Annotated in this window: 11 protein-coding genes; 6 read left to right on the top strand and 5 right to left on the bottom strand. The window is 47.9% G+C overall.

The window, feature by feature from the left end; all coding sequences use genetic code 11:
* Nucleotides 1-283: 283 nt before the first annotated feature.
* A complete protein-coding gene (locus ACOGW3_RS26010) occupies nt 284-1,204 on the top strand; it encodes a LysR substrate-binding domain-containing protein (protein WP_419905586.1) in 921 nt (306 codons plus the stop codon).
* A 26-nt stretch (nt 1,205-1,230) separates the two neighbouring features.
* Here the strand turns inward: ACOGW3_RS26010 and ACOGW3_RS26005 are convergent, their stop codons facing one another.
* Nucleotides 1,231-2,142, bottom strand: a complete 912-nt coding sequence (locus ACOGW3_RS26005; protein WP_419905585.1) for a LysR substrate-binding domain-containing protein — start codon at nt 2,140-2,142, stop codon at nt 1,231-1,233.
* 209 nt (nt 2,143-2,351) lie between these two features.
* On the opposite strand from ACOGW3_RS26005, the gene ACOGW3_RS26000 reads away from it, so the two are divergent.
* A complete protein-coding gene (locus ACOGW3_RS26000) occupies nt 2,352-3,818 on the top strand; it encodes a PLP-dependent aminotransferase family protein (protein ID WP_419905584.1) in 1,467 nt (488 codons plus the stop codon).
* 89 nt (nt 3,819-3,907) lie between these two features.
* Here ACOGW3_RS26000 and ACOGW3_RS25995 read toward each other — a convergent pair whose 3' ends face one another.
* Entirely contained in the window at nt 3,908-4,579 is a 672-nt protein-coding gene (locus ACOGW3_RS25995) for an orotate phosphoribosyltransferase (RefSeq protein ID WP_419905583.1), read from the bottom strand.
* Nucleotides 4,580-4,813: 234 nt separating this feature from the next.
* On the opposite strand from ACOGW3_RS25995, the gene ACOGW3_RS25990 reads away from it, so the two are divergent.
* Nucleotides 4,814-5,605: an enoyl-CoA hydratase/isomerase family protein gene (locus tag ACOGW3_RS25990; protein WP_419905582.1), complete on the top strand. Its 792-nt coding sequence runs from the start codon at nt 4,814-4,816 to the stop codon at nt 5,603-5,605.
* A 51-nt stretch (nt 5,606-5,656) separates the two neighbouring features.
* On the opposite strand, the gene ACOGW3_RS25985 is transcribed toward ACOGW3_RS25990, so the two are convergent.
* A complete protein-coding gene (locus ACOGW3_RS25985) occupies nt 5,657-6,661 on the bottom strand; it encodes a zinc-dependent alcohol dehydrogenase family protein (RefSeq protein ID WP_419905581.1) in 1,005 nt (334 codons plus the stop codon).
* Between the two features lie 136 nt (nt 6,662-6,797).
* On the opposite strand from ACOGW3_RS25985, the gene ACOGW3_RS25980 reads away from it, so the two are divergent.
* Nucleotides 6,798-7,733 (top strand): LysR family transcriptional regulator, encoded by a 936-nt coding sequence (locus tag ACOGW3_RS25980; RefSeq protein WP_419905580.1) that lies wholly within the window; start codon nt 6,798-6,800, stop codon nt 7,731-7,733.
* 135 nt (nt 7,734-7,868) lie between these two features.
* The gene (locus ACOGW3_RS25975; RefSeq protein ID WP_419905579.1) at nt 7,869-8,348 is read left to right on the top strand and encodes a hypothetical protein; all 480 of its coding nucleotides are present in this window, start codon (nt 7,869-7,871) and stop codon (nt 8,346-8,348) included.
* A gap of 36 nt (nt 8,349-8,384) precedes the next feature.
* Here the strand turns inward: ACOGW3_RS25975 and ACOGW3_RS25970 are convergent, their stop codons facing one another.
* Nucleotides 8,385-8,816, bottom strand: coding sequence for a PaaI family thioesterase (locus tag ACOGW3_RS25970; RefSeq protein ID WP_419905578.1), 432 nt, complete (start codon nt 8,814-8,816; stop codon nt 8,385-8,387).
* A 28-nt stretch (nt 8,817-8,844) separates the two neighbouring features.
* Nucleotides 8,845-9,324: an Lrp/AsnC ligand binding domain-containing protein gene (locus ACOGW3_RS25965; RefSeq protein ID WP_419905577.1), complete on the bottom strand. Its 480-nt coding sequence runs from the start codon at nt 9,322-9,324 to the stop codon at nt 8,845-8,847.
* Nucleotides 9,325-9,476: 152 nt separating this feature from the next.
* Here ACOGW3_RS25965 and putA point away from each other — a divergent pair, with 152 nt between their 5' ends.
* On the top strand, nt 9,477-12,614 hold the full coding sequence (putA, locus tag ACOGW3_RS25960) for a bifunctional proline dehydrogenase/L-glutamate gamma-semialdehyde dehydrogenase PutA (RefSeq protein ID WP_419905576.1): 3,138 nt from the start codon (nt 9,477-9,479) through the stop codon (nt 12,612-12,614).
* Nucleotides 12,615-12,658: the final 44 nt, after the last annotated feature.

The following is a 12,658-nucleotide window of genomic DNA, read 5'->3' as shown; positions in this document are numbered from 1 at the left end:
CCTTCACACTTCTTCGTTACGGGAGGTGAAGAGGCTTAAGCCCTAGCAACAAAAATTGCTGGGTTTATTGAAGAGTTTTCCCTTTAGAACGGCTTTGATTTTCGTCGACAAGGAGGCGAGCAAACCTTTGGTTGCTTCATTACGGTGATGACGCGCCAGGGTCTCGAACTTGTTTCTGGTATGTAACATGAATATCTCCTTTTCTGTTGAAAGGACTATCTCATGATCAATAAGTTTGTATAATTGGGGTTGTTTCAATAACACTTTCCAAAGTTTTGGTATAATGCGTCTTGATGATCTCAGATTTTTTGTCCGTGTTGCGACTTTGAATAATCTTTCTGCTGCCGGGCGGGAGTTCGGTCTTTCTCCCTCTGCGGCCAGCGCACGTCTGGTCACGTTAGAGAAGTCCATAGGCAATCAATTGATGGCTCGGACCACACGCAGCATCGCTATTACAGAAGCTGGCCAGATATTTCTCGAACATGCCCAATCTGCTCTAAAGGAAATGGATGCCGCTGTTGACCGGCTCGATGCAGCGACGGGGGCGCCCCGAGGACTGTTGAGAATTTCCTGCAACATGTTTTTCGGGCGTAAACACATTTTGCCTTATCTCAATGAATTCACTGAAAGGTATCCGGATGTCAGGCTCGAGATGAATTTCTCTGATGATATCGTAGATCTGATAGGAGAAGGATTTGACCTGGCAATACGTGCGGCCATGTTGCCTGATTCCACCCTCAGAGCCCGTAAGCTTGGTGGGAACCCAAGGGTGCTGTGTGCTTCACCGGATTACCTCGCCCGAAAAGGCGTGCCGAGTTGTCCGGATGATTTGGCCCGCCACGATTGTATCGGTCTGAGTTTTATGCCGGTTTGGTATTTCCACGGTCCAAAGGGGGAGGTTTCAGCCTCGGTAACATCTTCTATTACCGGGGATACCGGTGATTATGCTTATGATGCCGCGTTGCACGGATTGGGGCTGACGGTGAAATCTGTGGCTCACGTCTGGGAAGACTTGAGGGATGGTAAGCTGGTTGAGGTCATGAAGGATTATCCGGTTGCTCGAACCGGTGATATTTGGGCGGTATATCCACCGGGAAACTTTACCCCACCCAAAATTACGGCCTTGATCGATTTCCTCCGGGAAAAATACGGATCACCACCTTATTGGGAAACGGATTATCAAGTGGTGGGCTCTGCCGGGTAAATGTAGCGAGTTCAGGAAATACGATACTATCCCTGATCTTTTACCTCTTCTTTGACCCAATTCACGATTTTTCCCGCCTGATGATGATGCCGTTGATAGGCCAGGTCGTAACCATAATCCGTCCGAACCCTGAGACCGGTAAGTTCAACAAGTTGTCCGGATTTGAGGGGCAATTCGGCGAGTTGAGGCCAGGCCAAGGCGACACCATGACCCTCGACTGCAGTCTGTAAGGCTAGCGTGTAGTTATTATAAAAATAAGTATCTGGCGCTGGCGTGTAGTCGATAGAAAGGTGTTTCAGCCATTGTGTCCAGGATAGCCAGCTATATTTTTCGACCTGTTCGTGAATGAGGTTAACCTCTAGCAGTGAGAGAGGCGCAACGTTCTCGCATCCGCCGAAGTGATCTCTGGCATATTGTGGGGAGCACACCGGGAACAGTTCTTCACTGAATAATTTTTGCGAATGGCCATCACTCCAGTCGCCCTTGCCAAATCGTATCGCGAAATCAATTTCCTCCAGATCAAAAATTGTCTCGGTGTCAGAGGTGACCATGCGTAATTCGTATTCTGGCATTAGTTTTTGCAGTGCAGAAAATCGTTGCATTAACCACAGGTGAGCAAAGCCATAGGTACACCCGATTGTTAAAACGTTGGAGGGTTGTTTTGTGGTAATTTTATTTGCCGTTTGGCGAATATGACCCAAACCGAGTTTGACCGCGTCATAAAGCTCTTGCCCTGCATCCGTAAGCTCCACCCGGTGATGTAGGCGATTAAACAACGGAACATTAAGGAGGTGTTCTAACGAGGCAATATGCCGGCTTATGGATGGTTGAGTGGTGCCCAGACTTTCCGCAGCTTTCGTAAAGCTGCCTTTATCGACGGCGACTTCAAAAGCAGCCAGATGATTGAGGGCAGTACCTATACGCCAATCAAGATTCATATCTTATCTCACATACGCCAAACGTATGTCAGTATAACAAAAAACGAGAGGCGCATTAAAGTGTTTTCTATAAACTGAAAGTGCACGAGTGTTTATGTGAGAGGCGAGATTATCTGCTCTCAAAACGTCTCGTTCTAATGACAGTTTTGTAGCAGGGACAGGGCAGGTAGAGCTTTCAGATGAGTGCTATTTGTTCATAGGCTTTACCCATGAAAGAATTTCTTCTCACTCTCGATCGAAATAGTACCGAGAAACTACAGCCTCAAATTCGACGTCAAATTATCTCGGCAATTCTAAACGGTAGTTTGCCATCTGGCTCCCCAATTCCACCGAGTAGAAAGCTGGCCGCAAAATTGGGTATTGCCCGTATTACTGTCGTGCAAACTTATCAGGACTTAATTTACGATGGATATTTGCATACAAAAGAGCGAAGCGGCATTTTTGTAAGCGATGAACTGACCCTGCCTGTAAAAAGCCTGACACAGAGATCACACGGAGATATTGCTGTCCCCCAAGAACCAAAATTTTCTTTTAAGTTTATGCCAAGCAAGCAAGAAACGACCGAAAAGCCAATAAACTGGATGGACTATCCCTATCCTTTTGTTACCTCGCAAGTTGATAAGTCTCTCTTTCCTATTACGGCCTGGCGGGACTGCTCCCGGCAGACCCTCAGTCTTAATGCAATGGCTGAGTGGACCGAGGATCGTGCGGGGAATGATGATCCGCTCTTGATTGAGGAGATCCGCACCAAATTACTTCCAGCACGGGGCATTCATGCCAGCGAAGATGAAATCATGGTGACGGCTGGTGCTCAAAACAGCCTCTTTATGTTGACACGCATTCTTCTGGATCAGAGTACCCAGGCGGGCATAGAAAACCCGGGTTACCCTGATCTTCGCAACATGGTGGAATTAACCGGGTCACGGACAAGGTTTCTCAATATAGATGAGCAAGGGTTGCTCCCCGATCAGCAGCTCAATGGTTGCGATCTGGTTTGTGTCACTCCGAGCCATCAGGCGCCGACCACAGTTACCATGTCGATTGATCGTCGTTATGAACTACTCGAAAAAGCAGAGAGAGAAAATTTCATAATAATTGAGGATGATTACGAACCGGAATTGAACTTTGAACGCACTCACTTTCCTGCGATCAAGGCGCTGGATCAAACTGGCCGCGTGATGTACGTCGGCAGCCTCTCGAAGTCTTTCTTTCCTGGATTGCGTTTGGGATATCTGGTTGCTCCAGCAAGCGTGATCCGTGAAGTCCGTGCTCTGAGACGACTGATGCATCGGCATACACCGACAAATAATCAGCGGACAATGGCGATCTTCTTGGCTCAGGGACATCATGAAAGTTTTCGCCGCCTTCTACATAAAACCTATAAAGATCGGTGGCTTGTCATGAGACAGGCCCTTGAAAAATCTAGTATTAATTTTCAAGTTCAACCCTCCAATGGAGGATCAAGTTTTTGGGTGAAAGGTCCTGAGAACCTCGATAGTCAGAAGCTTTCAAAGGCTGCATTGGAATTAGGTGTGATAATCGAACCCGGTACGGTTTATTATTTTAATGAAGAGGCCCCCAAGAACCGTTTTAGGTTGGGTTTTTCTGCCATTGATAAGGGCGTGATAACAGAAGGGATTTCCCGGCTTGAAGAGGCTGTGACCAGGGTTATTTGAAGATGAATTATTGGGCACTGTTAGTGGGAAAACAAAAGGGCAGCTAATGATAGCTGCCCTAAATTTAGACTGTGTTGTCTAATAGACGATTAGTCTGCTTTACCGCCCCGTTCCCGAGACCATTCGTTGGGACTGCTCAGGAATGATCTTACCGTGACGAGGTTGTCATTTTCCAGATAACCTTTTTCTTCAGCCACTTTGAGAGCATCCCACCAGGTTGCCAGTGCGTGAAGAGTAACGCCTTCTTTGGCAAGATCGCTTACAGACTGTGGGTAAATACCATAATGGAAGAAAACAAAGGTGTGATCGCATTTGCCGCCCGCTTTGCGGATGGCTTCGACAAAGTTCAACTTGGAACCACCGTCTGTTGCCAGATCTTCGACCAATAAAACACGGCTACCTTCCGCCATGTAGCCTTCGATCTGGGCGTCGCGACCAAAACCTTTTGGCTTTTTACGAACGTAAAGCATTGGCAGGCCCATGCGTTCGGCGATCATCGCAGCAAAAGGAATGCCTGCGGTTTCCCCGCCAGCAATTGCATCGATTGATTCGTATCCGATATCGCGCTGGATCAATTCAACAGCCATGTCCATCAATTTGGCGCGGGCGCGTGGGAAAGAAATGATTTTACGGCAATCAACATATACCGGGCTGACCCGGCCAGATGTAAAAGTAAAGGGATCTTCTGGACGGAAGAGGACAGCCTCGATTTCCATCAATATTGAAGCGGTCGTGCGGGCTGTTTCGGTAATTTTGCTCATCGCGGGTCCGGTCCTTTGGTCTGTTACCATTGGCCTCTCTCGTGGGGCCAGTAGAATAATTTTGTTTTGTTTAACCTCTGGCCCTCTTTGCTGCAACGAAATTTCGATGTCCAGGCTGAGTGTAACGTGAATGTCTGCCATGTGCTTTTATACTGCACTTGCCAAATCGGGCGCTTAAAGGGCAGTCTTCGCATGTGCGATAAGTGTGCACAAATCAAATTGTATGAGGGTTTTATGACAGATAAGCAAAACGAGTCCGTATTGCTCAAACGGGAAGGGGCCATTGCCACTGTTATATTGAACAGGCCCGAGAAATTAAACGCCTTCAATCTCGCAATGTGGCAGCGCCTTGGTGATGTCATGATCGAGCTCAGTGTTGATGATGCGTTACGTTGTATTGTTATTCGAGGTGCCGGAGGGCGTGCTTTTGCTGCCGGGGCAGATATTGCTGAGTTTGAAAGGGTACGCTTTTCTTCAAAGCAGGCGGTAGAATATTCAAAACCTATGGATCGTGCAGCCGAGGCTATTCGCGATTGCCCGCACCCAACTCTTGCCTTTATCGAGGGGGCTTGTATGGGCGGTGGTCTGGAACTGGCTGCTCAATGCGATCTTCGCATCGCGAATAAATCGGCCAAATTTGGGATCCCAATTAATAAGATCGGCAATGTTCTGCCCTATCCTGCGATGCTGGCCTTGGTCGGGCTTGTCGGGCGAAGTGTCACGTTGGAGCTTTTGCTTGAGGGCAGAATTTTTACCGCTGATGAAGCCTATGCCAAAGGTCTTATTGGTCGTATCGTTGAAGATACTGACGCTGAAGCTGAAGTCTATGCCTCTGCAAGGCGGATTGCAGAGGGAGCACCTTTGGTCGCGCGGTGGCATAAACAGAATGCAACCCGGGCACAGGATCCCAGCCCTCTCAGTGCGACTGAATATGCCCAGCCATTTCTCTGTTGTGATACTGAGGATTACAAAGAAGGTATCCGCGCATTCCTGAGCAAAAGAAAACCAATTTTTACAGGAAAATAAGGAGCTGCCTTTTGTCGTTGGCAACTCCTTATCCCGAGCCAAGCTACTAGATTAATTGACGATGGCAATCTTTCCAAAGTGACTTGCCGCCTGCATGGTCGCGAAAGCTTTTGGCGTGTCGTCGAAACTAAAAACCTGATCGACAACAGGGCGAATTTCATGCTTGGTCATTTGGGCGAGCATGTTCTCAAACATTTTTCGGCTACCAACCATGATCCCTTGCAAGCGTAGTTTTTTGAAAAGAATTGGAAGTGGAGAGATATTATCTCCAATACCGGCCTGTACCCCGATCATGGTCACTTCGCCATTATAAGAAGCGGCTTGAAGAGATTGATTAAGGGTTCCTGGTCCGCCGGTTTCTATAATGACATCAGCGCCCTTACCGTCGGTTAGACGAAGAACTTCTTCGGCCCAGTTTGGTGTTTCCCGGTAATTGATGCCGATATCTGCACCCATCTCTTTTGCGCGGGATAACTTTTCTTCGCTGCTTGATGTGATGATAACCTTTGCGCCTGCGGCCTTGGCGAATTGGAGGGCGAAGAGGGATACGCCGCCTGTGCCAAGTGTTAAAACCGTTTGGCCCGGTTTCAGATTGCCTGTTTCCATAAGAGCATTCCAGGCGGTTAGGGCAGCGCAAGGTAAGGTAGCGGCCTCTTCGTAACTGAGGAAATCTGGAATTTTGACGAGGGAGTGCGCGGGTAAAATAACTTCATCGGCCAGAACACCATCGATAGCTCCGCCCATTGCGACACCATCTGGGGATGCTGTTCCATCCATCCAGTCGCGCCAAAATAAATTGGCGACACGATCGCCAGGTGTCAGACTGTCAACATTGTTGCCAACGGCGATAATTTCCCCCGCACCATCAGATAATGGAACGAGACCGCCTTCTTTTATCCCGGGGTAGGTATCGTTTGCGACCATGAGGTCACGCTTGTTTAGGGATGTCGCACGAATGCGAACACGGACTTCTCCGTCTGCAGGATTTCCAAGGTTAAGATCTTGTTGTTGAAGGTTTAATTTTTCTGCGTCGGGGATAACTTTCCAGGCTTTCATGATTATTTCCTTATTTGGTTTGGGCTATAAATCGCTGTTGACCTGAAGGTAAGAAATTTCTTTTCATATCTCTAATTTATTGTTTGTATGGTAATTATATGAATTGTGAATGTGTTGTGAGGTGCCCTTGTCGAATGTGGATTTAAATCTTCTGGTGGTTTTTGATGCTGTCATGACAGAGCGTTCCATCACGGGGGCTGCGAATAGAATTGGCATGACCCAGCCTGCGGTCTCTAACGCTGTGGCACGGATGCGGCAGGTATGGAATGATCCGCTCTTTGTCAAAAGTGGGCGCGGTATTAAGCCGACACCTCATGCCGAAAACCTTTGGCATCAAACACGAACCCCCTTACTTGAAATCCGTCAGGTAACCACGGATAGCGTGTTTGACCCTGCAACGTCTCATCGAGTATTTCGGGTTGGTTTAACAGAACATCCAGTTGATATGATTTGGTTGCCGTTAAGAAAGGCGATCGAAACAGAAGCACCGCATATTTCTATTCACTCCGTACCAATTCACCGCAATACAGAAGAGTTGCTCTTGGACGCATCAATTGATCTTGCCGTCCACTATTACGTTGGGAAGCATAAGCAGGTGCGTTCATCTTGGCTCTTTTGTAATAAACTTGTTTGCGCCGTCAGACCGGATCATGAGGTATTACAATTCCTCGATGCCAAAGGCGTATTGCCCCTAGAACGTTATCTTCAAGAAGATCATTTGATGGTGTCGTTGTCAGGTGAAGCCCGGGGTAATGTTGATGAGGCACTTGCCCAGCAAGGTCTGGAGCGAAAAATTGCCATGACCGTAAATCATTTTTCGTTGGTTCCCTCCATTCTCAAAGACAGTAATTTGGTTTGTGTAACCCCTCAATCTGTCGTGGCGAGAGCTGTTCGAGCGGGGGAGCTCACAATTGTTCCCCTGTCATTTGAGGTTGAGCCCGCACCGATATCTTTACTTTGGCACACACGGCAAGACAGGGATGCGGGAAATATATGGATGCGCCAGCTTATTTCCCGGTTTGCTAACGCCGAAACCGCAACCATGGCAGCATGGTTTGGTGAGACGAGTTAATTTTGTTTGGTTTATTCATTACTTAAAAAATTATATGCTTGGGAGAACGAGAGGGAGTTTGTCGTGGGATATCTTGGTAAGTCTGTTTTTACGCTTTGGTATAATTGGCATTGGTATATCTGAATGTACCAATTCTTGGACCTAACAGATATTCCCGAAAGCAGTCCTGTCTATTTCATGGCGACTTATTTTACAACCTTACTTAGTGCCGAGAAAAGTGAGTCTGAGCCTTTATCTGTACCTTTTTGGACAGATTTCGATCCCATTGCAATTCGAAAAATCCTTCCCTGGACAATGGTTATGGAACGCAATGGTCCTAGCCCTGAGGGGCACGTGATTAAGCTGGAAGGCCAACGGATTGTTGAAGCTTCCGGCGTTAATACGATGGGTAAATCATTGGCTGAAGCCTTTGACCCAGAAATGGCCAACGCAAAATGGGAAGAAATGGAAATGGTGGCGCAAAAGAGGTGCCCGTCTTTTACATTAAGCCCAGTGCCGCGGGCTGAGCGGGCTTTTATTGATATTTACAGGGGCTGTTTCCCGTTTTGTGATGTGGATGGTAATGTGAATCGGTTGGTTGTCATCGTCGCGCCAGTAGACGATAAGATTTCTTGATTACTAACCTGCGGGCGATCTAGCTAAATATAGCTCCTAAAATACTTTCATCACAGCTTCGCCCTGTCCGATAAGTTGATCATTTTGATTGCGAACTTCACAAGATAGGAACTTGATATGTTTTCCACCGCCCTTGAGGATACCTGTCGCTTTTAAGTGGTCACCAACATTGGCCGCAGCCGTAAACTGAGTGCTCAGCGATAGGGTAACAGCTTTTCGTTTTTTGGCTGGGTCAGGGTTGTGGATGATGGCATAGCCGCAAGCCGTGTCGATCAGCGTGGCGAGGACGCCACCATGCATGATGCCAGCGCGATTGCGATGACACTCATCAATCGTCAGAGAAACGGTTGCTTGTCCCTCTGACCAATCCGTCAGGCTATAACCTATGTGTTGACCAAAATTACTGGGTGGATCGAGTTCTTCTGAAATATCCAAGTCTGTAATACCCAAGTCTGCAGATTTATCCATTATAGCGTCCTTTTGGCCTTGGTATTTATTAAAAGTTGTCTTTAACAGGTAATATGTTGGTGTTCTTTACTTCTTCCATAACAACATAGCTATGGGTTTGAGAAACACCGGCCGTGGCGGCGAGCTTATCACCGAGGATTCCTCTATATTCAGCCATATCTGCTGCCCTTACTTTAATTAGGTAGTCAAATCCACCAGATACCATGTGACATTCTAGGACCTCTGGGATTTGAAGCATTGAGCGTTTGAATTCTTCAAAGGCGGCAGAAGTTGTTTTTTCTAGCGTAATCTGGACGTAGACCAAAAGGCTGGCATTAATTTTAACCGGGTTAAGCCACGCCATATAACCTTTGATATAATTGCTTTGCTCAAGCCTGCGAACACGCTCCAGGCAGGGGGTCGGGCTCAGGTTGACCTGTCTTGCAAGTTCGACATTTGAAATGCGGCCATCCTCTTGAAGGACCCGCAGGATGTTACGATCAATGCGATCAAGCTTTCTTTCACTCATTCAGAATATATAACTACATATTCGCCAGTTTGCTAGAGGAAATATTGTGTAATTTGGAACTTTGGTAGGACATATCGCTATTAGTGGCGTAAAATTGTATCCAGAAAAATTGAACAAAACTCACTCAAGTGTGTTTTCTGGGATTTATAGACATGATTATTGATGAACAACTGGCTGAAGTCACTCCTTTGCTAGCTGCCTTGCGTAGTGGGTACCGTATGGATGAAAGTGAGGCTGTTACAGCCTTGATCAGTTCTTTAGATTTACCGAGCGATGCTCTTGATCGCATTTCTGCCCGGGCCCGCGATTTGGTTAAAGAGGTTCGTAAGTCCAGGATTGGTCATGGCGGTATTGATGCTTTCATGCACGAGTTTGAGCTCTCTTCCAAAGAAGGCGTTGTTTTGATGTGCTTGGCCGAAGCCCTTTTACGGGTGCCGGATAGCCTAACCATCGATAGACTTATTCGTGACAAGCTGACATCCGCGGATTGGAAGGCTCATCTTGGTCACAGTGATTCCATGTTTGTGAACGCATCGACTTGGGCCCTGATGCTCACCGGCCGGGTTGTGAATATCAAAAAAGAAGAAAGCAAAGATTTTTCCGGGCTTTTCCATCGTATGGTTCAAAAAAGTGGTGAACCCGTAATTCGTAAAGCAGTGCGTCAGGCGATGAAAATTCTCGGTCGTCAATTTGTGATGGGGCGGAGCATCAAAGAAGCACTTGAACGCGCCGTAGAAGATGAGAAAAAAGGCTATCGTTATTCCTATGACATGCTGGGCGAGGGCGCCCGAACCATGCCGGATGCTGATCGCTATTTTGAAGCCTACCGTGTCGCGATTGAGGAAATAGGCAAAGCTGCAAATGGTCGGGGTGCCATTGATTCTCCGGGCATTTCCATCAAGCTTTCCGCAATCCACCCACGTTATGAGTTTAGTCACCGTAATCGTGTGATGAGCGAAGTGGTACCCCGCCTTAAAGATTTGGCTTTGGCGGCGAAGAAATATGATATTGGCTTAACCGTTGATGCGGAAGAAGCTGATCGCCTTGAGATCTCACTTGATGTTCTCGAAGCCGTCTCTGGTGATCCTGATCTTAAGGGGTGGAATGGTCTTGGTTTGGCTGTTCAGGCTTATCAAAAACGCTCACCTTACGTTATCGACTGGCTTGCGGATATGGCACATCGTCACGGCCGCCGTCTTATGGTGCGTCTGGTTAAAGGAGCCTATTGGGATACAGAAGTCAAAGTTGCCCAAGAAGAGGGCCAGGAAGGCTACCCGGTTTATACCCGCAAAGTATCCACTGATGTCTCTTATCTAGCCTGTGCGCAAAAGATGCTGGCTGATCCCGAAGCTTTTTATCCACAGTTTGCCAGTCATAACGCGCATACTGTTGCGTCCATTCTCGAAATGGCGGGCCCAGAGCAGGATTTTGAGTTTCAGCGTTTACATGGCATGGGTGAAGCCCTCTACGCGCAGGTCGTTGGTAAAAAAGGCAAAGGCCATCCTGTCAGAATTTATGCCCCTGTCGGAAGCCATGAAGATTTATTGGCATACCTTGTGCGGCGTTTGCTTGAAAATGGGGCAAACTCTTCGTTTGTAAACCGTATTCAAGACGAGAAGCTGCCCATAGACGAGATCATCAGCGATCCTATTTTAAAGGCAAAAAGCCTGTTTAATATCCCACATCCCAAGATCCCTCTACCTGTTCATCTCTATGGAACCGAGCGCGATAATTCCATGGGGGTAGATTTATCAGATGCTGTGAAGCTCGTCGAACTTGGAGCTGAGGTTAAGAAATTTGCGGCTACCGGTTGGACCGGGGCACCAATTATTGGTGGCGTCGAGCAAGCGGGATCTAATCAGTCCGTAACATCACCCTGTGATCGTCGGAATAAGGTCGGTGAGATTGCCTGGGCTTCAAAAGATCAAGCCGAGCAGGCCCTTGCCCGCGCCGATCGTGCGTGGTGGGATTGGGATCAAACATCTGCCGGTGAACGCGCAGATTGCCTGGATCGCATGGCAGATCTCATGGAAGCCAACACCGCTGAATTAATGGCGTTGTGTATTCGTGAAGCCGGGAAAACCCCTGCGGATGCTATTGCTGAAGTCAGAGAGGCAGTTGATTTCTGTCGTTACTATGGTGTGAAGTGCCGTCAGGATTTTTCTGATCCGCTCGTCATGCCTGGGCCTACCGGCGAACGCAACGAGTTGTCGCTCCACGGTCGCGGCGTGTTCCTTTGCATTAGTCCGTGGAATTTCCCCTTGGCTATTTTCCTCGGCCAGATCAGTGCGGCCCTGGCAGCAGGGAACACGGTTATTGCCAAACCAGCGGAGCAAACAGGCTTGATTGCAGCTGCGGCAATAAAACTATTCCATCAAGCGGGTGTTCCCGGCGATGTGCTTCATCTCTTACCGGGAGATGGACCAACAGTTGCTGGCCCACTTTTGTCTGATGCTCGTATTAAAGGCGTTGCCTTTACCGGGTCGACAGACACGGCAAAATTAATTCAACGTGCTTTGGCTGCGCGTGACGGCGAGATTGTTCCTTTGATTGCCGAGACCGGTGGCCAAAATGCGATGATTGTCGATTCAACCGCTCTGCCGGAACAGATTGTCCGTGATGTCCTAGCTTCTTCCTTCCAATCTGCAGGGCAGCGTTGTTCAGCTCTTCGGGTACTTTTCTTGCAGGAAGACGTTGCTGATAAAATTTTGACGATGTTGGCCGGAGCAATGGATGAATTATCCCTTGGAGATTCTGCGAAGCTTTCAACTGATGTTGGTCCGGTAATTGATGAAGAGGCACGCGTGATGCTTCAAAATCATATTGATCGATTGAAAAAGGAAGCCAAGCTCATCCGCGAACTTCCACTGCCAGCCAATGTTTCCAATGGAACCTACGTTGCTCCAGCTGCATTTGAAATCGCAGGTTTGCAAGTCTTGCAGAAGGAAGTCTTTGGGCCTGTGCTACACGTCATTCGTTATAAAGCTTCTGAGCTCGATAGCATCATTGATCAGATCAACGGCTCTGGCTTTGGTCTGACCCTTGGTATTCACAGCCGTATTGACGAAACCGTCGATTACATTAGCCGCCGGGTCCGGGTTGGTAACACTTATGTTAATCGCAATCAGATCGGCGCAATTGTCGGCGTTCAACCCTTTGGTGGCATGGGACTGTCTGGAACGGGGCCCAAAGCGGGTGGTCCACGTTACTTGCACCGTTTTGCAACCGAACAGTCGATTTCAATTGATACCACAGCGGCCGGGGGCAACACCTCGCTGATGACACTCTGATCGATTTTAATTGGATGAAATAACAGCCCGGCTATATTTTGATG

This window comes from Kiloniella sp. (assembly GCF_965205715.1).
Taxonomy (GTDB): Bacteria; Pseudomonadota; Alphaproteobacteria; order Kiloniellales; family Kiloniellaceae; genus Kiloniella.
The sequence above is the reverse complement of the archived record's forward strand: the minus strand, read 5'-3'. Positions and strand labels throughout refer to the sequence as shown.